Origin of the sequence: Streptomyces sp. SID5469 (assembly GCF_009862865.1) — a bacterium.
Classification (GTDB): domain Bacteria; phylum Actinomycetota; class Actinomycetes; order Streptomycetales; family Streptomycetaceae; genus Streptomyces; species Streptomyces avermitilis.
Genome location: NZ_WWIN01000001.1, coordinates 6,094,347 through 6,116,463, shown reverse-complemented (window position 1 = coordinate 6,116,463; position 22,117 = coordinate 6,094,347). Strand labels below are relative to the sequence as shown.

Sequence of the window (22,117 nt, the reverse complement as noted above, 5' to 3'; positions counted from 1 at the left end):
CGGGCGCGGGTCACCAGGCTCGGGTCGTCCCGGGTGGGTCACCCCTGTGGGTCACCCCGTGTGGGCCATGATCAGGCTCCTGAGGCGAGCGCCAGGTAAACGGCCGCGAAATCCGTGATGGCGATCATCTCCGCGAGGGTCTCCAGCTCGCCGCCCTCCTCCGGTTCGAGTTCGCTGATCGCCGTGTCGTGGCTGAGGGCGAGTTCACGGGCGGCGGGGGCGGCGCTGAGGCCGCCGGTCGGGCGGTCGCGGAGCAGCACCACGCGCGCGTGGAGGGCCTGTGCCTCCTCCACGCGGTCACGGAAGAAGTCGTCCGGGTCGGCGCCCGCGGCGAGCGCACCGGACAGCAGGACGCTGTGCGCGGCCAGCGCCTCCGGGAGTTCGGCGGTGAGCGCGGGGCGGCCGGCCAGCTCCGCGAGCGCGGCGGTGAAACGGCGGCCCGCGGGTCCCGCGGTGGGTCCCTCGGTCCAGATCACCGGGAGCGCGTCGGCGAGGTCGGCGGCGAGCGTCTTGGCGGGGTTGTTGTAGGTCGCGATGGCCGGGCCGCAGCGTTCGGCCACGTGGTCGAGGCGGTCGGCGACCTTCTGCAGGGCCTCGGGCGGTGCGGCGAGCAGCCCGGCCCGGTCGAGGAGCGCGAGCAGCGGGGTGAGCAGCGCCCACAGGACGCCGGGCGCGGACGCGGCGAGGGGTGCGTCCTGGTCGTACGGGGCGGTCGCCATCGGCGCGAACAGGCCGTGGGCGCCGTCCACCGCCTCGGTGATCGGAGTGCGGGCGGGGGCCACGGCGACGACGGTGCAGCCTCGGCGGTACGCCTGGTCGACCAGGAGCGAGAGGCCGGGTTCGCTGCCGTCGGGGGTGGCCACCAGGAGGAGGTCCACGGGGCCGGCCCAGCCGGGCAGTTCCCAGCGCAGGGCGCCGGCGGCGGGGGCGACGCCGGTGGGATGGATACGGGTGACGGGGCAGCCGACGCCGGCGAGGGCGCCGAGCAGGTCGGCGACGCCCGCGGGCGCGGTGCCGGGGCCCGCGATGAGGACGGCGCGGGGGCGGCCGTCGGGCTTGAGCTCGGTGATCCCCGCCTCGGCAGCGAGCCGGACGGCGGTGCGGACCCGGGCGCCGGCTTCGGCGGCGCCGCGGAGCAGTCCGCGCCGGTCGGCCTCCGCGAGCGCCTCGGGGGCGTCGAGCAGCGATTCGTCGAGCATGGGCGGCAGCCTCCGATCGCCGGTTGGTCCGTTACGCGGGGCGGCGGGCCTCGTCGACGAGCAGTACAGGGATGCCGTCCCGGACGGGGTAGGCGAGGCCGCAGTCCTGGCCGGTGCAGATCAGCTCGCTCTCCGCCTCCTTGAGGGGGGCGTGGCACGCCGGGCAGGCGAGGATCTCCAGGAGGCCGGCTTCGAGCGGCATGTCGGGTCCCTTCGGGGGGCGGGTAGTGCGGTGATGTGGCCTGGTCAGGGTACCGCCGCAAGGGGCGGGGTGTCGGGGTTGGGCGGGGCCGGGGCCGGGGGTGGCGCAGGTGTTGTCTCGCCTCCGCCGCCCCTGTTCGGCCTCTTCCCGGGGGCTGTGTCGCGGCCCCCGCGGCCCCGGTCGGCGGGACTCAGCCCCTGATGATCGCGAGCACTTCGTCGCGTACCTTCGCCATCCTCGTCTCGTCCCTCGCCTCGACGTTCAGGCGGAGCAGCGGTTCCGTGTTCGACGGGCGGACGTTGAACCACCAGTCGGCCGCCGAGACCGTCAGGCCGTCCAGCTCGTCCAGCTCGACGCCGTCCTGGCCCTCGTACGCGGCCTTGGTCGCGGCCAGGCGGCCCTGCTGGTCGTCGACCGTGGAGTTGATCTCCCCGGAGCCCGCGTAGCGGTCGTACTCGGCGACCAGCTGGGGCAGCGGGCCCTCCTGGCCGCCCAGGGCCGCGAGGACGTGCAGGGCGGCCAGCATGCCCGTGTCCGCGTTCCAGAAGTCGGCGAAGTAGTAGTGCGCGGAGTGCTCGCCGCCGAAGATCGCGCCGGTGCGGGCCATCTCGGCCTTGATGAAGGAGTGGCCCACGCGCGTGCGTACCGGCGTGCCGCCGTTCTCCCGCACGACCTCGGGGACCGACCAGGAGGTGATCAGGTTGTGGATGACCGTGCCCTTGCCGCCGTGCCTGGCCAGCTCTCGGGCGGCGACCAGGGCGGTGACCGCGGACGGCGAGACGGGCTTGCCGTGCTCGTCGACGACGAAGCAGCGGTCGGCGTCGCCGTCGAAGGCGATGCCGATGTCGGCGCCCTCCTCGCGCACGCGCTCCTGGAGGTCCACGAGGTTCGCCGGGTCCAGCGGGTTCGCCTCGTGGTTCGGGAACGTGCCGTCCAGCTCGAAGTACATCGGGACCAGCGTCAGGGGCAGTCCGGCGAAGACGGTCGGGACGGTGTGGCCGCCCATGCCGTTGCCCGCGTCGACGACGACCTTCAGGGGGCGGATGGAGGTCAGGTCCACGAGGGAGCGCAGATACGCCGCGTAGTCCTCCAGGGTGTCCCGCTGCGTGATCGTGCCCGGCGTGGCGTCCGAGGCGGCCGGGGCGCCCGAGTCCAGCCAGGACTCGACCAGCTCGCGGATCTCGGCCAGGCCGGTGTCCTGGCCGACCGGGGTGGCGCCCGCGCGGCACATCTTGATGCCGTTGTACTGCGCCGGGTTGTGCGAGGCGGTGAACATCGCGCCCGGCAGGTCGAACGCGCCCGACGCGTAGTACAGCTGGTCCGTCGAGCAGAGTCCGATCTCCGTGACGTCCACGCCGCGCGCCGCCGCCCCGCGCGCGAAGGCACGTGACAGACCGGGCGACGAGGGCCGCATGTCGTGGCCGATGACGATCGCGCGCGCGCCGGTCACCTGGGCGAAGGCCGCCCCGAACAGTTCGGCCAGCGACTCGTCCCACTGGTCCGGGACCACGCCGCGGACGTCGTACGCCTTTACGAGCTGCGACAGATCAGCAGTCACGGCCAACCTTCCTGGAATCTCAACGATGCCCCCCAAACTACCTGCTGAGACCGACAGTCGGCGGTGCCTCGGCTGTGGTGGGGCCGCGTCCTTACCGGATCGGCCCCGGCGTCCGGGCCGCCTCCTTGCCGAAACGGCCGCGCCGGCCTACCGCCTCCTTGCCGAAGCGGCCGCGCCGGCCTACCGCGACCGGCCCGGAACGGCCGTGCCCTCCCCCGGGGCCGGGACCGGCGCGGTTCCGTCCGGGTCAGGGCAGCATCCAGTCCAGTACCGGTGAACTCTGCCCGGCCACGATCAGGCACATCACCAACAGCAGCCCCACACTCCACGGCAGTACCTTGCGCAACAGGTCGCCCTCCCGGCCCGCGAGTCCGACCGCCGCGCACGCGATCGTCAGGTTCTGCGGCGAGATCATCTTGCCGAGCACGCCGCCCGAACTGTTGGCGGCGGCGAGCAGTTCCGGCGAGAGGCCCGACTCATGGGCGGCGCTCACCTGGAGGGCGCCGAAAAGCGCGTTGGCCGACGTGTCGGAACCGGAGACGGCGACACCGAACCAGCCGAGCACCGGTGACAGGAAGGCGAGTCCCGCGCCGGCCGCCGCCACGAAGTGACCGATCGTGGCCGCCTGCCCGGAGAGGTTCATGACGTACGCGAGGGCCAGCACCGACGTCACGGTGAGGATCGCGAACCTCAACTCGCGCACTGTCGCCAGCCACTCCTCGACCGCCACGCGCGCGTGCATCCCGAGAACAGCCACCGTGCACAGTCCGGCGAGCAGCACGAGCGTGCCGCCGGTCGACACGATCGGCCAGATGAAGACGTTCCCTCCGACGGGCTTGCCGTCCTGGCCGACGACGTTCAGGAACGGCCAGTCGAACGTGCGCGTCGCCCCGGCCAGCCAGTCCTTGCCCACGGGGATCTGGGCGACGGAGAAGATCGTCACGATCAGCGCGTACGGGGCGTAGGCCCGCAGGACTTCGGGGCGCGGGTCCTCCTCGTCGAGGTCCTCACTGCGTACGCCGGTCAGGACCGCTGCCCGTACGGGTTCGGCGGCGGGCCTGCGCGCGTGCGGCACGGCCACCAGGGCGCCCGCTCCCGCCAGGGCCGCGCCGATGTCCGCGAGTTGCGCGGACACGTAGTTGGAGGCGGCGAACTGGGCGGCGGCGAAGGCGACTCCGCACACCAGGGCGGGCACCCAGGTCTCGCGCAGGCCTCGCCGTCCGTCCACCAGCCCGACCAGCACGAGGGGCACCACGAGGGCCAGCAGTGGCGTCTGGCGGCCCACCACGGAGGCGACGGTGTCCAGGGGCAGCCCGGTGACCTGGGCGAGCGTGACGACCGGTGTGCCCATCGCGCCGAAGGCGACCGGCGCGGTGTTGGCGACCAGGGCGACCACGGCGGCACGCACCGGGTCGAAGCCGAGTGCGACCAGCATCACCGAGCAGATCGCGACGGGCGCGCCGAAGCCCGCGAGGGCCTCAAGGAGCGCGCCGAAGCAGAAGGCGACGACGAGCGCCTGGATGCGCGGGTCGTCGGACAGGCGCCCGAAGGAGCGGCGGAGGATGTCGAAGTGCCGGGTGCGGACGGTCATCCGGTACACCCACAGGGCGTTGACGACGATCCACAGGATGGGGAAGAGGCCGAAGACGGCTCCCTGGGCGGCGCTGGAGAGCGTCTGGCCGAGGGGCATGCCGTACGCCAGCCGGGCGACGAGGGCGGCGGCCGCCTGGCCGATGAGGCCCGCTCGGTGCGCCTTCATGCGGACGCCGCCGAGGAGCACCAGGACGATGACGAGTGGCAGGGTCGCGACGAGTGCGGACAGGCCGAGTGAGCCGGCGACGGGTTCCAGTTCCTGGACGTACACGGGCGCCTCCCCGGGTTCCGCCATGCGGAAAGCGTTTTCTCGCGGGTGACGGAATGGTCGTGTCCGCAACAACTCCGCGTCAATGGGCGTGCACCACTCGACGAAACGGGGCCCCGGGGAGGGGCGGCCTGGAGTAGTCGGCCGGAGTCAGAGGGGAGGGAAGCCCGGAGGGGTCGGCCGGGGTCAGTTGTCCGGCGAGCGTCCGGAGAGGCCGGCCGGGCTCAGCCGTCCGTGTCCGGGCTCAGCTGTCCGGGCTCAGTTGTCCGGCGAGCGCAGCACCCGCAGATGGCCGCGGCGTGCGACCTCCATCGGGTCCGCCCTGCGCGCGCCGCCCGCGTCCGCCGCGCGCTGCTGCGGGCGGGCCGCCTCGCGCACCGCGTTGGCCAGGGCTTCCAGATCGTCACCGCTGGGGCGTGCGGGCGCCGAGCCGTCGAGGAGCCGGACGACCTCCCAGCCACGCGGCGCGGTGAGGCGCTCGGAGTGCTCGGCACACAGGTCGTAGCAGTGGGGTTCGGCGTAGGTGGCGAGCGGGCCGAGGACCGCGGTCGAGTCGGCGTAGACGTACGTCAGCGTCGCAACGGCCGGACGGCCGCAAGCGGTGCGCGAACAGCGACGTACAGGGCTCACGATGTTGGACGGTACCGCACTCTTGAGCGGGCCGCGACGACTCTCCCCCGGGTCACTCCACCGTGTCGTGCTGTGACACGCCCCACACACCCCTCCGAACACCCCACACTGACCTGCGTGGACGGCTCCGGGCGGAATGCCGAACGCCGCTGAATCCGGTCATCTCTCGGTATAAACCACGCCAATTGGCATGAGGTCGGCGGTCTCGTAGGGATACGGAATCGAGCCCAACCTTGGCTGGAATGGTCATCTAACGACATGCCGCGCAGCGTCGGCGGAGGCGGTGGACGCAGGACCCTCCGAGGTCCCGCCCAAACCTCGCGCGGGCGGCGTGGGCGGGCGGCCGCGCGAGCCGCCGCGTGGGGGCCGGGCGCGCGGCCCCGGCGAGGACTACGCTTCGTCAGTGATGGACAACCCCGTACCGCCCCGCGCCGCAGCACCCGGGCCCCGCCGCCGCGACCGCCACGGCAGAGGCATGCGCGGCCCCATCGCGCCGCCCCAGGTGCCGCTCGCCGCGAGTCGCGCCGAGGTGTTCGCCGATCTGGTGCAGGACTCCGTGGAGCGTCTGGAGCGGCGCTGGGCGCAGCTCGCCGACATCGACTTCCTGATCCTCGAGGTGCCGCGTCTCGACGGCCCGGGCGGAGGCTGGGGCGAGGACTCGGTGCCCCTGGGCGGCACGATCGCCGCTCGCGAAGGGCACCCCGCGCGCGTGGTGGTCTACCGGCGCCCGATCGAGATCCGTACCAAGGGCCGCGACGAACGCGCGGCGCTGGTCCACGAGGTCGTCGTCGAGCAGGTTGCCGAGCTGCTGGGGCTGACCCCGGAGACGGTGGATCCCCGGTACGGCGAGGACTGAGGGCCCCGGGCCCCGGCACCGGCTCGGCCCCGTTCCCACGCGAGGACCGGTCGGCCCTCGCGAAAGCCCGGCGGATCGCTACTTCTGCAGCACCGAAAGATCCTGCTCCGCCTCCGGTACCGCCACCGCCCCACGGTCGTCCGGCAGGGTCTGGATCGTGAACGCCGGTAGGCCCTCACCGGCCGCCTCGAGGGTGCGGGCGGCGTAGACGGGGCCTGCGGAGACCGGCTCGACGGTGAGCGCGTACGTGCCCTTGAGGCCGCTCGGGACGGGCGCGTCCACGTTCTGGGTCGTGCCGGCCTTGATCGTGTACGTCTTCGTCACCGGCGTACCGCCCCCGCTGCCGGCCGATGCGGTGACCTTGACCTGGGTGGTGCGGGCCGGGGCGGTCAGCGCGAGCGTGGTGCCCTTGGAGCGGTTGCCGGCGACCGTCGCGCGCGTGCCCACCGGGGCGGTCGCCGGGATGAACGCCGTCTCCCGCTTGTCCCCCTTGCCGCGCACCACCCGCAGGGCGGCCACCACGGGGACCGACGTGTCCGAGGGCGTCAGCAGCAGGGAGCCGGCCTCGCCGCGCGTGACGTCGCCGAGGTCGACGGCGGCCGTCATGCCCGCCTTCACATGCAGCGTCTCGTTGCCCGCGGGGGTGATCTGCCCGGTGGGCGAGGCGAGGCGCAGCTTCAGGTCGGCGTCGGAGTCCCCGGGGGTGAAGGCGACCAGGCGCACGTCCGTGGCGTCCTTGGGGATGCCGGGCAGGACGAGACTGCCCGCCGGGTCGGCGGAGGCGGCCAGCCAGTCGCCGCCGAGCTTGTCGTCGAGGGCCTGGACGGCGGCGGCGACCCGGCCGCTGCGGACGGTCACGTGAACGGTGACGTCGGTGTCCGTCTCGTCGGTGAGCGTGGACAGCAGGATCGGCTCGCTGGAGTGCGGCTGGACCGTGATGCCCTCGCCCAGCGTCGACTTGAGGGCGCCGTCCTTCCCGTACAGCTCGATGTCGACGACCGCCGCGGAGTCGTCGGGGTTCGTCAGGTGCACGTAGTCGGTACGGCCGTCGGCGGTGCCGGCGCCGGGGAACCAGAACTCGGAGTCCGGGGCGGTGCAGTTGGTGCCGAGCAGACCGCGTCCGGTGCCCGCGGCGACCTGGGTGGTCTCCTGGACGGTCCAGCCGGGAGCGAACCTGCCCGTGGCGGTGCCGATGAGGCCGGGCGTCTCGGCGCCCTCCGCGGTGCCGGTGACCGGCTTGCCGGGCTCCTTGGGCCGCACGACGGGCGCTCCGGTGTTCTTCTTGCCGCTCTTGCCGCTCTTGCCTGCGGTCGAACCGTCCGCCGACTGTCCGTTCGCCGCGGCGAGTTCGGCCTTGCCGCTGCCGCCGGCGCCCTTGGTGACGGGCGTGAAGGCCGTGTACGACGTCTCGGCGAGGTCTGAGCTGCTCGGCTCGGGGCACAGCAGGCTGGTGCGCTCCACGGGCAGCTGGGCGGCCGCCTTCGCGGTGCTGTCGCCGGACGTGTCCGGTGTGCTGAGCGCGGCGAATCCGGTGACGGCGGCGAGCGCGGTCGCGCCGGCGATCAGGGACAGGGTGGTGCGGTTCACTGCTGGCTCCCGTCGGGGCGCTCACTGTCGGTGCCGTGGTGCGGGGGATGCGGCGGGTGCGGGGGGTTCGCCGGGTCGTACGCCGTCGGGTCGTAGCCCTGGGTGTAGTTCTGGTCGTACGCCGTGGACGTGCCCCCGTAGGCGTACGGGTCGTACTGGCCGCCCTGGTAGGGGTCCGCCTGGTACGGCTGTTCGTACGTGCCCGCCGGGTACTGGGGGGCGGCCTGGTACTGGTCGCCGCCGTAGGTGCCGTACTCCGCGCCCCCGTAGCTCGCCGCGTCCCACTCGTCGTACGGCTGCTGCTGGGGGATCGCGGCGTGGGCCGGGGCCTCCTCCGGAGAAGGGGGCGCGGTGGAGCCGTCCGCGGCGGCCTGTTCGGCCTCCGCCTCGGCCTGGGCGCGCAGCCGGCGGGCGCGGCGGCCCTCGCCCGCGGTCTCCTGGGCGGGGATCGCCTCTTCCTCGGGAAGGTCGTCGTCCACGTCACGGCGGCGGCCCGGCAGGGCGAGCACCACCAGGACGACGGCGAGTGCGCCCTGCGCCCACAGCCAGCCGGTGTGGCCGAGCGGCGCGTCGAAGGTGACGTCCAGCTTGCCGCCGGAGGCCGGGAGTTCGAAGCCCTGGGCCCAGCCGTCGACCGTGGTGCGGGTGAGCGGCTTGCCGTCCAGGGTCGCGGTCCAGCCCTCGTCGGCGGTGTCGGCGATCCGCAGTACGCGGCCCGCGGCGCCCGGGGGAAGGGTGGTGTGCAGTTCGACGGGGCCGGCCGCGACGGGCTCCGGTTCGCCGGAGCCGGTGACGATGGCGGCGCGGGAGACTTGCCGGTCCACGCGCCACAGGGCGCTCCCGTCCCCCTGGCTGAGCCGGCTCAGGCCGGGAGTGGCGTCCAGGACGCGGCTGACCTCGCGGGGCGCGCCCTTGCGGACCAGGACGTAGCGCACGGCGAAGCCGCCGAGTTCGTCGGCCTGGTCGGCGCCGGAGCCCGCGACGAGGTTGGCGACGACCTTGTCGAGCCGCTTGTTCTCGCCGCCCGCCGCCGCGAGTTCGGCATCGCCCAGCCGGGCGCCGGAGCCGCGGACCAGGGTGTAGCCGACGCGGGCCGGTGAGGTGCTGTTGAGGACGAGGGTGCGAGCCTGGTCGCGGGTGCCGCTCTCCTCGGCGACGAACGCGGGCACCTGGACCGGGTCACGGCGCTCCACGGGGCCGTCGGCGCCGCCGATCATCCACCCCGCGGCGACGAGCAGCGGGCCGGCCGCCGAGGAGAAGGCGATGAGCGCGGCCACCGGCTGCCGCCAGCCGAAGCTCTGCTCGGCCACGCGCGCGCGTGCCCCGTCGGCGCCGAGCGCGGCGGCGGCCAGGAGGGCGAGCCCGTAGACGAGGGTGGCGGGGCCGGCCCAGGCGGAGCGGTTGGACAGGACCGCGAAGACGAGCGCCACCAGGGCGACCGCCCAGGCCGTCCAGATTCCCGGCTGGCGTTCGGAGCGCAGCAGGGCGGCCAGCGCGGCGAGCACGATGCCGATGAGCATGAGCCCGCTGACGGTGCCCGGACCGCCGGGCCCCGCACCGAGCAGGTCGGTCACGGAGGCCGCGCCCGCGCCGAACTTCAGTCCGGCCTCCGTGAAGAAGCCGAACGGCAGCAGCGTCAGCGACCAGGGGGCGAGGACGAGCAGCGGGGTGCCGAACTGGGCGATGAACCGCAGCCCGTAGGCGGTGATTTCGCCGCGGCGCACCACGAGGAGCGCGAGACCGAGCACCAGCGCGATGGGCCACACGATCGGTGTGAAGGCTGTGGTGAACGTCAGCAGCAGTGCGTAGGCCCAGGTGGCCCGCCAGCTGCCGCGCGTGCCCGAGGCATGCGCGAGGCCGCCGGCGGCGATGCCCGCGCGCGCGATGAGCGGCAGCAGGATCGCGAGGACCGCGGTGCCGATGCGGCCGCCGGCGAGGGCGCCGGTGGCGGCGGGCAGGAAGGCGTACACGACGGACACCCACGCGCGCAGCAGCCGCGATTCGACGAGCGGACGCGAGGCGAAGTACGCGGTGATGCCGGCCAGCGGCACCGAGCAGACGAGCAGCACGGTGACCGCGAGCCCGGTGGAGCCGAACAGGACGCTCGCGAGCAGGGCGACGAGCGCGAGATAGGGCGGCGCGGACTGTGTGCCGCCCACGCCCACCGGGTGCCAGCCGTCGAGATAGCGCGACCACAGCTCGGAGGCGTCGGCGGGCGCGGGCAGCAGTGCGCCGCCCGCGAGCGCGCCACCGCCGAACAGTGCGCGGCAGGCGACGAGCGAGACGAGCAGGAGGACGACGAAGAGCACCGGACCGGGCTTGCGGGCGATGCGCTTGAGCCGGGCGAACTGTTCGACCTGGAGGAAGTCGGCGTCGTCGCCGCCCGGTCCGGACTCCACCGCGCCGCCGTGCCGGCCGGCCGAGGAGGCTTCGGGGTCGGAGTTGCCCGTCAGGTTGCCGGCGAACTGCTCGACGGTGGCCCGGACGGTCGCTCCGGGCGGCGGGAACAGCGGGCGCAGTTCACCCTTGTCGACCTGCGGGCGCCCGCGCCTGCGCCGCCCGGCGATGATCCGCTCGGGCCGCAGCAGGGTGCCCAGCAGACCGCGGATCTCGTCGACGGCCTGTCCGGGGACCTTGCCGACGAGATAGGCGACGGTGCGCAGCAGGGTGCCGAGCACCAGCCGGATCAGGATCCAGGGCAGCTGTGCCGTACGGGCGTTGACGAGGAGGGTGTAGACCGCGCCCGCCTTGTCCACCTTGTGCGGGGACGCGGAGGTACGGCCCACGCAGTCGACGGCGCGGCGCTCGCGGGAGGCGGCCTCGGCGTGCCGTACGACCGCTTCGGGGGCGACGAGGACGCGGTGGCCCGCGGCCGTGGCGCGCCAGCACAGGTCCACGTCGTCGCGCATCAGGGGCAGCCGCCGGTCGAAACCGCCGAGCTCTTCGAAGACGTCGCGCCGGATCAGCATGCCGGCGGTGGAGACGGACAGCACCGGCCGTACGTGGTCGTGCTGGCCCTGGTCCTGTTCGCGGCGGTCCAGACCGGTCCAGCGGCGGCCGCTGTTGGCGATGGTGACGCCGACTTCGAGGAGTTGTCTGCGGTCGTACCAGCCGCGGAGCTTGGGGCCGACGACGGCGACCTCGCGGCCCAGCTCCTGCTCGTTCTCCACGATCCTCAGGAGGTGGGCCAGGGCGTCCGGGTCGGGGGCACAGTCGTCGTGCAGCAGCCAGAGCCACTGTTCGGGCTCGCCGTGCGGGAGGTCCGGCAGGTCGTACGCGTCGTCGCGCCAGCTGCGGGTGACGGGGTCCCAGCCGCTGGGGCGCTTGAGGTACGGCAGGTCGTCCGGGGTCAGTACGGCCGCGGCTCGGTTGGCCTCCTCGACGGCCTGACCGAAGCCGGTGCGCCGGGCCAGGTGCAGCACCCGGTCGGCGCCGAGCGCGTCGGTGAGCAGCTGGGCGGAGGCGTCCGCGCTGCCGGTGTCGGCCGCGACGGCGTTCTGCACGGGACGCTCCTGGCCGAGCACGCCTGCCAGCGCGTCGGGCAGCCAGCGGGCGCCGTCGTGGGAGACGAGCACCGCCGTCACCACATGGCGCGGAAACTCGGGCGGGCTGGCCGGGTCGAACGGCGCGGTGGCGGCGTCGTATTGGGCTGCCGTATGACTGTGCACGGACATCGAGGTGCGGGCCCCGGTTCGATGGACTGCGGTGGACGTCTGTGTCCGGCGGGGACAGCGGGACGTCTCGGACGAGGGCCCACACTAACGGCTGGCCAACACGGCGGCCCGCCGCCTGTGGATAACCCACCTGCGACGGGCCGTTCGTTACGTAAGGGTTGTGTGCCTATGGGGGAGCGGAGCGGACAACGCGCGTGTGAAGGTCTCCGGGAGACGGCTCCTCAGATCGCGGCCTTCTTCAGCCGACGCCGCTCGCGCTCGGAGAGACCGCCCCAGATGCCGAACCGCTCGTCGTTGGCGAGCGCGTATTCGAGGCACTCGGAGCGGACCTCGCAGGCGAGGCAGACCTTCTTCGCCTCGCGGGTGGAGCCGCCCTTCTCGGGAAAGAAGGACTCGGGGTCGGTCTGGGCGCACAGTGCGCGCTCCTGCCAGCCGAGTTCCTCGTCCGCGTCGTCGACCAGCAGTTGCTGCACCAGCTCGGTCATGTGCGCCCCTCGTCTGTCTTCGCGTCCCCGTGATGCTGTCGTTACCGATTTCGGCTGAACGACACGAGTGAAATTACAAGTGTGCCGATCCGCGCCAGTCAAGCCGAGATCTGCTATTGAGCCCCTTATTCACTCTGCGGAACCAAGGCTATGCGGAAAGTGTTCAAATCGGGATAAACGCCTACAGCCATCGGTGACCACAAGAGCCCAGGTCGGACCTCCAGCCCTCCACAGGGAAGGACGCCCGTATGTTCGATCTCGTTCCGACGCGAACATCGAAGCGAACCGGATCACATTCGGATCACGGAGCCGCCACGAGGTTTGCGCGCCCGGTTGTGCGCCATGTGTCCCCGGCGGCTCCTGAACAAACCTTTCGCCAGCGAGATGAACCGGATGAGGTGAAACACCTCTCACATACCGGACACCAAGTTGACAGCGGAAGTGTGAACCGATGTCCTTGTGGGCATGCTCGCGAACTTGGCACTCACCTCGACCCGCACCGCCGGGTCCCACGGTGCTGCCCGCGCTCGCTGTAGCTGTTGCTGTTCCAGCTGTTGAGCCGTACCGCGCTCCGGCTGCCTCGCCGCCACTGAGGCGAATGACCGCCCCCACCCGGGCACCCCTCCCCGTCCGCAACCCGGACGGTCCTGGTCCGCGACACCCCAGCACCCCCACGCCGAGGAACCACCGCACCCATGAACAGCGACAGCGACCTCCAGATCGCCGGCGACATCCTCGAAGTACCGCACCTTCTCCAGCCGCCGCGCGAGCACCCCGCCACCGTGGCCGAGTTCGTCGGCCTCGCCCGCTCCATCGCCGCCGACCGCTCCCAGTGGGAGCACCTCGTCCAGTACGACGCCACCTCCCGCTGGTACCACCGGCTGCGCACCGGGCCCGGCTACGAGGTGTGGCTCCTTTCCTGGGTGCCCGGGCAGGGCAGCGGGCTGCACGACCACGGCCGCTCCTCCGGCGTACTCACCGTCCTGGAGGGCGCACTGACCGAGCGGACCGAGCGCGGGACGCGCGCGTTGGGCGCCGGGGCGCAGCGGGTGTTCGCGCCGGGGTACGTCCACGAGGTCGTCAACGACGCCCTCGAACCGGCCGTGAGCCTGCACGTCTACTACCCGGGGCTGACCGAGATGCCGATGCTCCCCCGGTCCGAGCCGAGTTCGGCAGGGGAGACCCCCATCGCTCATTGCGCGTCCGTCCCGACGACCGCGTGACACGTTGTCGTACCCGCCTGCAAGACTTGCCGCCATGCGCATTGTGGTTCTGGCAGGCGGCATCGGCGGTGCTCGTTTTCTGCGTGGTCTCCAGCGGGCCGCGCCCGACGCGGACATCACCGTCATCGGCAACACCGGGGACGACATCCACCTCTTCGGTCTGAAGGTCTGTCCGGACCTGGACACGGTGATGTACACCCTCGGCGGCGGCATCAACGAGGAACAGGGCTGGGGTCGGGCCGACGAGACCTTCCATCTCAAGGAGGAGCTCGCGGCGTACGGGGTCGGCCCCGAGTGGTTCGGTCTCGGCGACCGGGACTTCGCCACGCACATCGTGCGGACGCAGATGCTCGGGGCGGGGTATCCGCTCAGCGCCGTCACCCAGGCGCTCTGCGACCGGTGGAAGCCGGGGGTGCGGCTCATCCCGATGTCCGACGACCGGATCGAGACCCACGTGGCCGTGGACATGGACGGGGAGCGCAAGGCGGTCCACTTCCAGGAGTACTGGGTGCGGCTGCGGGCCTCCGTGCCGGCCGTGGCCGTCGTCCCGGTCGGCGCCGAGCAGGCGAAGCCCGCGCCCGGGGTGCTGGAGGCCATCGCCGAGGCGGACGTCGTGCTCTTCCCGCCGTCCAACCCGGTCGTGTCCGTCGGCACGATCCTCGCGGTGCCCGGCATCCGGGAGGCCATCGCCGAGGCCGGGGTGCCGGTGGTCGGTCTCTCCCCCATCGTCGGGGACGCGCCCGTGCGGGGCATGGCCGACAAGGTGCTGGCGGCGGTCGGCGTCGAGTCGACGGCCGCGGCGGTCGCCGAGCACTACGGCTCGGGGCTCCTCGACGGCTGGCTCGTCGACACCGTGGACGCGTCCGTGGTGGAGCGGGTCGAGGCGGCGGGCATCCGCTGCCGGGCGGTGCCGCTGATGATGACCGACCTGGACGCGACGGCGCAGATGGCACGCGAGGCACTGGCACTGGCGGAGGAGGTGCGGACGCCTTGAGCGGACGGCTTCCCCCGGAACCCCGGGAAGCGGGGCTCGCGGGCCACGGGGATCCCGCAGGGGCCGCCGGGCGCGGTGCGCGCGGCGGCCAGGGAGCGGCCGCCGCGGCGGCGAACGGACAGGGACCGGCCCCCGCGGCGGCGGGCGTCCCGGCCGACGCACCCTCGTCGGCGCCCGGGCATCCCGCCCCGGCCGACGCACCCTCCACGACGCCCGGGCATCCCGCCCCGGCCGTCCCGGCCCACGCGCCCGGCTTCCGGGTCTGGGCCGTGCCCGGTCTTCCCGAGGTCGCGCCCGGCGACGATCTCGCCAAGCTCATCGCCGCCGTCGAGCCCGGCCTCGTCGACGGTGACGTTCTCCTCGTCACCTCGAAGATCGTGTCCAAGGCCGAGGGGCGGATCGTGCGGGCGGACGACCGCGAGGCGGCCATCGACGCCGAGACCGTACGGGTCGTGGCGCGGCGGGGCGCGCTGCGGATCGTCGAGAACCGGCAGGGTCTCGTCATGGCCGCCGCCGGCGTCGACGCGTCCAACACCCCTTCCGGGACCGTGCTGCTGCTCCCCGAGGATCCCGACGCGTCGGCGCGGGCGATCCGGGACGGGCTGCGGGACACGCTCGGGGTCGATGTCGGCGTCGTCGTCACGGACACCTTCGGACGGCCCTGGCGGACCGGTCTGACGGATGTCGCCATCGGCGCCGCCGGTGTGCGCGTACTCGACGATCTGCGCGGCGGCACGGACGCGTACGGCAATCCGCTGAGCGCCACCGTCGTCGCCACCGCCGACGAGCTGGCCGCCGCCGGTGACCTGGTCAAGGGCAAGGCCGCCGGGCTGCCCGTCGCCGTCGTGCGGGGGCTGCCGCACGTGATCGCCGGGGACGACGAAGCGGGAGCGCGCGCGATGGTGCGCGGCGGACGTGACGACATGTTCCGGCTCGGCACGTCGGAGGCCGTGCGGGAGGCGGTGACCCAGCGGCGTACCGTACGGGCCTTCACCGACGAGCCCGTCGACCCCGGTGCCGTACGGCGTGCCGTGGCCGCGGCCGTCACCGCGCCGGCGCCGCACCACACGACGCCCTGGCGTTTTGTGCTCCTGGAGTCCGCGGAGTCGCGCACCCGGCTGCTGGACGCCATGCGGGACGCGTGGATCGCGGATCTGCGCGGGGACCGGAAGACCGAGGAGTCCATCGCCAAGCGGGTCAGACGCGGGGACGTGCTGCGCAACGCGCCGTATCTCGTCGTGCCCTGCATGGTCATGGACGGGTCCCACAGCTACGGCGACGCGCGGCGGGACGCGGCCGAGCGGGAGATGTTCGTGGTCGCCACCGGCGCCGGGGTGCAGAACTTCCTCGTCGCGCTCGCCGGGGAGCGGCTGGGCTCGGCCTGGGTGTCGTCGACGATGTTCTGCCGGGATGTCGTACGGCGGGCGCTGGGGCTGCCGGAGAGCTGGGAGCCGATGGGAGCCGTGGCCGTGGGGCACGCGGCGGAGGAACCCAGGGACCGGCCCGCGCGCGACGCCGGGGCGTTCATCGAGGTGCGCTGAGACGATTCGGCCGAGGGGCGGCCGGGACCGCCTACCCTCGTAAGGCACCCCGAGCATCACTAGGACCTCATCCGTGGCTGGACGCTTCTCCCCTCGGCCCACGCGTACGACCGTGCGCGGCGGGCATGTCGTGGTGCCCGGGGCGTCCGGTGCGGTGCCGCGGCCCGCTCCCGCCACCGGGCTGCGGCGCGGGTGGACCCCGCCCTGGCCGCTCGACCTCGGGATCGTGCTCGGGCCGCTGCGGCGCGGGCCCGGCGATCCGACGTTTCGTACGACACCGGACGGGGCCGTGTGGCGGGCCAGCCGTACGCCCGCCGGGCCCGGCACCCTGCGGGTCGCGCTGCGGGGCGGCGCGGTCGAGGCCGAGGCGTGGGGCCCGGGGGCGGAGTGGCTGCTGCATCAGTTGCCGGAGATGCTGGGCTCGGCCGACGACCCGGACGCCTTCGAGCCGCGCCACCGGCTGGTCGCGGTGACCCGGCACCGGCGGCCCGGGCTGCGGCTCACGCGTACGGGACTGGTGCTGGAGTCGCTGATCCCGTCGGTCCTGGAGCAGAAGGTCACGGCCGACGAGGCGTACCGGGCATGGCGGCTGCTCGTACGGAAGTTCGGGGAGCCGGCGCCCGGGCCCGTGGAGGGGCGGATGCATGTGATGCCCGAGCCGCGGACGTGGGCGTTGATCCCGTCCTGGGAGTGGCATCGGGCGGGGGTCGACAACAAGCGGGCTTCGACGATTCTGCGGGCGGTGCGGGTCGCCGCGCGGCTGGAGCAGGCGATGGGGATGGAGCCGGCGCAGGCTCAGGCGCGGCTCGAGGTGGTGTCGGGGATCGGGCCGTGGACGTCGGCGGAGACCGTGCAGCGCAGTCACGGGGCGGCGGATTCGGTGACGGTCGGGGATCTGCATCTGCCCCGGATCGTGGGGTACGCGCTGGCGGGCGACCGGGACGCGGACGACGCCGCGATGCTGGAACTGCTCGCACCGTATGCCGGGCAGCGGCACCGTGCGGCCCGGCTGATTCTGCTGTCCGGCCGCACGCCGCCGCGCCGGATGCCGGGTATGCCGCGTACGGACATCGGGAAGTTGTAGGGGCGGGCGCGGCTGCCCCACATCGGGTGGGCAACCGCGTGTCGGGGGGCGCGGGGTTCTCTCGCCCCCGCCGCCCCCGCCCGTCCCCTCCCCGGGAGCTCAGCCCCGGACGCGCACAATCGCCGGGCGGGCTGAGCGCCCCTACTGGTCCGAGGAGAACCGCACCGCCCCCGCCGGAATCCTCGCGTCGCACCACACCCGTACACCGTCGCGGAGTTCGTTGTCCGCGCCGATCACCGCGCCGTCGCCGATGACCGCTCCCGTCAGGATCGAGCGCTCGCCCACCCGGGAGCGGGCGCCGAGCAGGGAGTCCGTGATGACCGCGCCCGGTTCGACGACCGCGCCGGACAGGAGCGTGCTGCCGAAGATGCGGGCACCCTCGCCGACGAACGCGCCCTCGCCGACCACCGTGCCGCCCGTCAGCTTGGCGTCGGAGGCGACCGAAGCCGTCGGCAGCACCAGGCGGTCGCCGCAGCGGCCCGGGACCGCGGGGGACGGGGCACGGCCCAGAACCAGGTCCGCCGAACCGCGTACGAAGGCCGCGGGGGTGCCCAGGTCCAGCCAGTACGTCGAGTCCACCATGCCCTGGAGGTGTGCTCCGGCGGACAGCAGGCCGGGGAACGTCTCGCGCTCCACCGAGACCGGGCGGCCCGCCGGGATCGTGTCGATGACCGAGCGCCGGAAGACGTACGCCCCCGCGTTGATCTGGTCGGTGACGATCTCCTCGGGGGTCTGCGGCTTCTCCAGGAAGGCAGTGACCCGGCCCGTCTCGTCCGTGGGGACGAGGCCGTACGCCCTCGGGTCCGTCACCTTGGTGAGGTGCAGGGAGACATCCGCGGCCGTCGTCTCGTGCGTGTGGACCAGGGCACGGATGTCCAGGCCCGTCAGGATGTCGCCGTTGAAGATCAGCACCGGCTCGTCGGGGCCGGAGTGGAGGCGCGACGCCACGTTGCGGATCGCGCCGCCCGTCCCGAGGGGCTCCTCCTCCGTGACGTACTCCAGGTGCAGACCGAGAGCCGAGCCGTCGCCGAAGTACGGCTCGAAGACTTCGGCGAGATAGGAGGTCGCCAGGACGATGTGGTCCACGCCCGCCGCCCTCGCCCGCGCCAGCTGATGCGTGAGGAACGGGACCCCGGCCGCCGGGACCATGGGCTTGGGGGTGTGCACCGTGAGCGGACGAAGCCGGGTGCCTCTGCCGCCGACCAGGAGGATCGCTTCTGTCACCTGTCGTCTCTGCTTCCTGCTGGGGCCGGCCGGAACCGCGTTCGGCCGGCCAGTGTATGCAGACCGGGTAAGACCGTCCCGCAGGCCGGGTAAGACCGTCCGACGGCCGCTCCGACGGCCGCCTGTACCACTGCGGGGCGCCCACCGGCCGGCCCTCAGCGGCCCTGGTAGCGGGCCGAGGTGGAGCGGGCCGAGCCGAGCTTGCCGTAGAGCTGCTTTCCTGGGCACTCCGTGGCGAACCCGTCCCGATGGCCGGAGATCACGTTCAGTCGTACGTTCTTTCCTTTTCGGTAGAGATTGCCACCAGCGGACTTCAGGTATGTCTTGCCGCGCGGATTGGCTCCGAAGAGGCCGAGCTTCCAGGCGGTGAGCTTGGCGATGGCATTCACCGCGGCGGCGGCCGGCTTGGTGGAGCTGAACGTGCCGAGGACCGCGATCCCCATGCTGTTGGAATTGAAGCCGAGGGTGTGGGCGCCCATGACGGCCTTTGTCACCCCGCCGGCCCGGCCTTCGTAGATGTTTCCGCACTTGTCGACGAGGAAGTTGTAGCCGATGTCGCGCCAGCCACTGCTCAGGACGTGGTAGCGGTAGATACCGCGGATGACTGAAGGGGCTTGCGAGCAGCTGTACTTGTTGCCCGACGCCGTGTGGTGCACGAAGGCCGCCTTGACCTTGCTCGTGTAGACGAAGCTCCGCGCACGCAGGCTTTCGTCGGCGCCCCAGCCGTGGCGCGTGATGATGCGCGGGCGCGGGCCGATGTACGGCTGTGTGCGCGGCGCGCTCCCCTGTTCGGCCAGCAGCTCCCGCTCGGTCTGCTCCTTCGACAGGGCCGGAATCTCGGTGGCGGCCTGCGGCGCGAGACCGGCGCGCGAGGAGCCCTTGGGGGTGCCGGCCGCGGGCTGCGCGCCCGGGTCGACCAGTTCGAGGCGGAGGCCGCCGGGGAGCGCCCGGGTGTCCGGGGCCGCGGCCCGGTCCCCCTCCGCCCGCACCCGGACCTCGACACCGTCCGAGTCGCCCACCCACAGCGGCGCGGTGGATCCGCGCGCCCGGTGCGAGGAGCCCTCCGCGGTGTCCGGGTCGGGCGCGTGTTCGTGGCTGTGTGTCTCGACGTCCTGCCAGCCGGACCAGTGGGTCGTGCCCTCGGCGCGGGTACGGACCTGGACCCGGCCGTGCAGTTCGGTGGCCGGGTCGTTCCAGACGACGCCGACCAGCGAGAAACGCCGTACGTTCCGGGGGGTCAGCCCCTGTTCGGCCGCCGCACCGACGGCCCGGGTGCCGGAGAGGGGGGCGAGGGGGAGGGACTGGGTGCTGCCGGGGACGGTGGCCTCGGTCGCCACCGGGGAGCCCGCGGGGTCCGCGGCGGGACCCGCACGGTCCGCGGCGGGGCCCGCCACGTCCGCCGCGGCCCCCGTCCGGTCCGAGCCGGTCGCCGACGCCGAGGGTCTCGCCTGGGCCGGAGCGGTCAGGGTGAGTGGAAGGACCAGGGCCGCCGCGCAGGTGACGCCGATCGAGGAAGCAAGGTAATCACGCATGTCCTTGATCCTGGACAAAGCCACGCAAATCTGTCCATCGGGGAATTGACGGCCAGTCGGCCCACGGCAGGCCGCGTTCGCCCGAACCGGTGGCCCCGCCCGTCTGCCCCGACCGCCGCCCCCGCGTACGCTTGCGCGCGTGAACGCCACCGACCGCACCCCTGCCGACCTGCTGCGATCCGCGCTCGCCGCGGACCCCGCGCGCCCCTTGGTGACCTTCTACGACGACGCCACGGGCGAACGCGTCGAACTCTCTGTCGCCACCTTCGCCAATTGGGTGGCCAAGACGGCCAACCTGCTCCAGGGCGAGCTGTCCGCCGAACCCGGCGACCGGCTCGCACTGCTGCTGCCCGCGCACTGGCAGACGGCGGTGTGGCTGCTGGCGTGCGCCTCGACGGGCGTCGTCGCGGACGTGGGCGGTGACCCGGCCGCCGCCGACCTCGTCGTCAGCGGACCCGACACGCTCGACGCGGCCCGCGCCTGCTCCGGCGAGCGCGTCGCGCTGGCGCTGCGCCCGCTCGGCGGCCGGTTCCCCAAGACCCCGGACGGTTTCGCCGACTACGCCGTCGAGGTACCGAGCCAGGGCGACCGCTTCCAGCCGTACGCGCCGGTCGACCCGGAGGAGCCCGCGCTGATCGTCGCCGGGGCGGAGCACACGGGCGCCGAGGTGGTCGAGCGGGCCCGCGCGGAGGCCGCCGGCCTGGGGCTGACGGGGCCGGGGTCACGTCTGCTGTCGGGGCTGGGTTACGGCACCTGGGAGGGGTTGAGCGCGGGGCTGTACGCGCCGCTCGCCAGCGGCGGGTCCGTGGTGTTGTGCCGGCATCTGGAGCAGTTGGGTGAGGACGCGCTGGCGAAACGGATCGAGAGTGAGCGCGTGACGGCTACGCGCCGCCACGCGAGCTGACAGAAGCGGTCCGTCGGCGAACCGCGGGTCCGTCGGCGAACTGCGGGCCCGCCCGTGAACCACAGGCCCGTCGGCGACCGCGGGCCCGCCCGTGAACCACAGGCCCGTTGCGGCTGGTCCCACAGTTCCCCGCGTCCCTCGCAGGAGCACCGCACAGGGCCGGGGATTCACCCGTTCGGCCCATCAGCGCCCACCCCCGGCCCGCGGCCCGGGTCATGGTCGTAGGAGCACCACACGCTCGTACGCCATGAGGGGGTGGACAGCCGTGACCGACACCGCGGGCACGCCCTCCGGCGACGGGCCTGAGCAGGCGGCCGTGCCGGGACCGGGGGGCGGAGCGTCCCCCATCGGCGCCGGGCTCGTACGCCGCCGGCGGCGCTGGCTGCGGCACACGGCCTTCGGTGTCGCAGCCTTGGTGCTCGGTGCCGCCGGGGCCGGGTGGGCCGTGTACGAGAAGCTGAACTCGAACATCACCGCGGACGAGGCCGCCGCCGCCGAACTCGCCCGGTACGAGAAGGAGCGGCCCACCTCACTGGTGCGGGACGCGCAGAACATTCTGCTGATCGGGTCCGACTCGCGGTCGGGGGACGGCAACAGCCAGTACGGGCGGGACACCGGGACCGAGCGGTCCGACACCACGATCCTGCTGCATCTGCCCGCGAACCGGCACAGCGCGACCGCGGTCTCCCTGCCCCGCGATCTGATGGTGGACATACCGAGCTGCCGCCGCCCGGACGGCACCCGTACCGCGCCGACCTTCGCGATGTTCAACCAGGCCTTCGAGACGGGCGGTTCGGCCTGCACGATCCGTACCGCCGAGAAGCTGACGAACGTCCGGATCGACCACCACATGGTCGTCGACTTCAGCGGCTTCAAGGAGATGGTCGACGCGGTCGACGGTGTCGAGGTGTGCCTGAAGGACCCGATCGACGACAAGGACGCCAAGCTGCGACTGCCGGCGGGCAAGCAGTTGCTCGACGGGGAGCAGGCCCTTGGCTATGTGCGGGCCCGCAAGAGCATCGGCAACGGCAGCGACACCGACCGGATGGACCGCCAGCAGCGCTTCCTCGGGGCGCTCGTCAACAAGGTGCAGGGCAATGACGTCCTGCTGAACCCGGTGAAGCTCTATCCGGTGCTCGACGCGGCGACCTCGTCCCTCACCACGGACCCGGATCTGGCGAGTCTGCGCGGACTGTACGAACTCGTGCGCGGTATGCGGAACATTCCCCCCGAACGCGTGCAGTTCCTGACGGTGCCGCGCACGTCGTACGTGAACAACGCCAATCGCGACCAGCTCGTGGAGCCCGACGCGGAGAAACTCTTCGCCCGGCTGCGGGCCGACGCCCCGCTGGAGGTCGCCAAGGACTACGCCGGTTACGACGAGCAGTCGGGCGGTGACGGAACACTGAGCGGAAAGCCGCTCGACACACCCGCCGGCACCCCGGATCCGACACCCACTTTCCGCGGGAACACGGCCGCCGAGGACGGCTGCGAGTAAAGCGCACATCAAGGCAAGGAACGCCCAACCTAAGAAGTCTCTGGGAAATAAGGCGGATTGCCCGG

17 protein-coding genes are annotated in these 22,117 nt (G+C 73.1%); 7 read left to right on the top strand and 10 right to left on the bottom strand.

Annotated elements, in window-relative coordinates; all coding sequences use genetic code 11:
• Window positions 1–71: 71 nt before the first annotated feature.
• The 5 genes from GTY58_RS26375 to GTY58_RS26355 all read right to left on the bottom strand — a co-directional run bounded on the left by GTY58_RS26375 (window position 72) and on the right by GTY58_RS26355 (window position 5,450).
• Entirely contained in the window at window positions 72–1,199 is a 1,128-nt protein-coding gene (locus GTY58_RS26375; RefSeq protein WP_010986455.1) for an SIS domain-containing protein, read from the bottom strand.
• 31 nt (window positions 1,200–1,230) lie between these two features.
• Window positions 1,231–1,401 carry a Trm112 family protein gene (locus GTY58_RS26370; protein WP_010986454.1) on the bottom strand — a complete coding sequence of 57 codons (171 nt, stop codon included), beginning with the start codon at window positions 1,399–1,401 and terminating at the stop codon, window positions 1,231–1,233.
• Between the two features lie 190 nt (window positions 1,402–1,591).
• Window positions 1,592–2,959, bottom strand: a complete 1,368-nt coding sequence (locus tag GTY58_RS26365; RefSeq protein ID WP_010986453.1) for a phosphomannomutase/phosphoglucomutase — start codon at window positions 2,957–2,959, stop codon at window positions 1,592–1,594.
• Window positions 2,960–3,206: 247 nt separating this feature from the next.
• Window positions 3,207–4,823, bottom strand: a complete 1,617-nt coding sequence (locus tag GTY58_RS26360; protein WP_010986452.1) for an L-lactate permease — start codon at window positions 4,821–4,823, stop codon at window positions 3,207–3,209.
• Between the two features lie 255 nt (window positions 4,824–5,078).
• Window positions 5,079–5,450 (bottom strand): DUF3499 domain-containing protein, encoded by a 372-nt coding sequence (locus tag GTY58_RS26355; RefSeq protein WP_037647874.1) that lies wholly within the window; start codon window positions 5,448–5,450, stop codon window positions 5,079–5,081.
• A gap of 406 nt (window positions 5,451–5,856) precedes the next feature.
• On the opposite strand from GTY58_RS26355, the gene GTY58_RS26350 reads away from it, so the two are divergent.
• Window positions 5,857–6,306: a metallopeptidase family protein gene (locus GTY58_RS26350; protein ID WP_037647876.1), complete on the top strand. Its 450-nt coding sequence runs from the start codon at window positions 5,857–5,859 to the stop codon at window positions 6,304–6,306.
• 78 nt (window positions 6,307–6,384) lie between these two features.
• Here GTY58_RS26350 and GTY58_RS26345 read toward each other — a convergent pair whose 3' ends face one another.
• The 3 genes from GTY58_RS26345 to GTY58_RS26335 form a co-directional block, all read right to left on the bottom strand.
• On the bottom strand, window positions 6,385–7,893 hold the full coding sequence (locus GTY58_RS26345; protein WP_010986449.1) for a DUF5719 family protein: 1,509 nt from the start codon (window positions 7,891–7,893) through the stop codon (window positions 6,385–6,387).
• Window positions 7,890–11,567 carry a glycosyltransferase family 2 protein gene (locus tag GTY58_RS26340; RefSeq protein WP_010986448.1) on the bottom strand — a complete coding sequence of 1,226 codons (3,678 nt, stop codon included), beginning with the start codon at window positions 11,565–11,567 and terminating at the stop codon, window positions 7,890–7,892. The genes GTY58_RS26345 and GTY58_RS26340 overlap by 4 nt, the downstream gene beginning before the upstream one ends.
• A gap of 221 nt (window positions 11,568–11,788) precedes the next feature.
• On the bottom strand, window positions 11,789–12,052 hold the full coding sequence (locus GTY58_RS26335) for a WhiB family transcriptional regulator (protein WP_010986447.1): 264 nt from the start codon (window positions 12,050–12,052) through the stop codon (window positions 11,789–11,791).
• Between the two features lie 695 nt (window positions 12,053–12,747).
• On the opposite strand from GTY58_RS26335, the gene GTY58_RS26330 reads away from it, so the two are divergent.
• The 4 genes from GTY58_RS26330 to GTY58_RS26315 all read left to right on the top strand — a co-directional run bounded on the left by GTY58_RS26330 (window position 12,748) and on the right by GTY58_RS26315 (window position 16,894).
• Window positions 12,748–13,275, top strand: coding sequence for a cysteine dioxygenase family protein (locus GTY58_RS26330; RefSeq protein ID WP_010986446.1), 528 nt, complete (start codon window positions 12,748–12,750; stop codon window positions 13,273–13,275).
• A 34-nt stretch (window positions 13,276–13,309) separates the two neighbouring features.
• Window positions 13,310–14,269: a 2-phospho-L-lactate transferase gene (gene cofD / locus GTY58_RS26325; RefSeq protein WP_010986445.1), complete on the top strand. Its 960-nt coding sequence runs from the start codon at window positions 13,310–13,312 to the stop codon at window positions 14,267–14,269.
• Window positions 14,266–15,810 (top strand): coenzyme F420-0:L-glutamate ligase, encoded by a 1,545-nt coding sequence (locus GTY58_RS26320; protein ID WP_237528892.1) that lies wholly within the window; start codon window positions 14,266–14,268, stop codon window positions 15,808–15,810. Before cofD ends, GTY58_RS26320 begins: the two co-directional genes overlap by 4 nt.
• Before the next feature lie 73 nt (window positions 15,811–15,883).
• Window positions 15,884–16,894 carry a 3-methyladenine DNA glycosylase gene (locus tag GTY58_RS26315; protein ID WP_010986443.1) on the top strand — a complete coding sequence of 337 codons (1,011 nt, stop codon included), beginning with the start codon at window positions 15,884–15,886 and terminating at the stop codon, window positions 16,892–16,894.
• Between the two features lie 141 nt (window positions 16,895–17,035).
• On the opposite strand, the gene GTY58_RS26310 is transcribed toward GTY58_RS26315, so the two are convergent.
• Both GTY58_RS26310 and GTY58_RS26305 read right to left on the bottom strand, forming a co-directional pair.
• Complete coding sequence (locus tag GTY58_RS26310; RefSeq protein WP_010986442.1) at window positions 17,036–18,118, bottom strand: NDP-sugar synthase; 1,083 nt, start codon at window positions 18,116–18,118, stop codon at window positions 17,036–17,038.
• Window positions 18,119–18,273: 155 nt separating this feature from the next.
• Complete coding sequence (locus tag GTY58_RS26305; RefSeq protein ID WP_010986441.1) at window positions 18,274–19,650, bottom strand: N-acetylmuramoyl-L-alanine amidase; 1,377 nt, start codon at window positions 19,648–19,650, stop codon at window positions 18,274–18,276.
• Window positions 19,651–19,789: 139 nt separating this feature from the next.
• Between GTY58_RS26305 and GTY58_RS26300 the strand changes: the two genes are divergently transcribed.
• Complete coding sequence (locus GTY58_RS26300) at window positions 19,790–20,554, top strand: TIGR03089 family protein (RefSeq protein ID WP_010986440.1); 765 nt, start codon at window positions 19,790–19,792, stop codon at window positions 20,552–20,554.
• Window positions 20,555–20,819: 265 nt separating this feature from the next.
• Window positions 20,820–22,052 (top strand): LCP family protein, encoded by a 1,233-nt coding sequence (locus tag GTY58_RS26295; protein WP_037647880.1) that lies wholly within the window; start codon window positions 20,820–20,822, stop codon window positions 22,050–22,052.
• The last annotated feature ends 65 nt before the right edge of the window (window positions 22,053–22,117 follow it).

Coding starts and splice junctions, on each gene's coding strand:
- GTY58_RS26375 (WP_010986455.1), bottom strand. CDS start 1,199: ATGCTCGACGAATCGCTGCTCGACGCCCCCGAGGCGCTCGCGGAGGCC.
- GTY58_RS26370 (WP_010986454.1), bottom strand. CDS start 1,401: ATGCCGCTCGAAGCCGGCCTCCTGGAGATCCTCGCCTGCCCGGCGTGC.
- GTY58_RS26350 (WP_037647876.1), top strand. CDS start 5,857: ATGGACAACCCCGTACCGCCCCGCGCCGCAGCACCCGGGCCCCGCCGC.
- GTY58_RS26340 (WP_010986448.1), bottom strand. CDS start 11,567: ATGTCCGTGCACAGTCATACGGCAGCCCAATACGACGCCGCCACCGCG.
- GTY58_RS26335 (WP_010986447.1), bottom strand. CDS start 12,052: ATGACCGAGCTGGTGCAGCAACTGCTGGTCGACGACGCGGACGAGGAA.
- GTY58_RS26330 (WP_010986446.1), top strand. CDS start 12,748: ATGAACAGCGACAGCGACCTCCAGATCGCCGGCGACATCCTCGAAGTA.
- cofD (WP_010986445.1), top strand. CDS start 13,310: ATGCGCATTGTGGTTCTGGCAGGCGGCATCGGCGGTGCTCGTTTTCTG.
- GTY58_RS26305 (WP_010986441.1), bottom strand. CDS start 19,650: ATGCGTGATTACCTTGCTTCCTCGATCGGCGTCACCTGCGCGGCGGCC.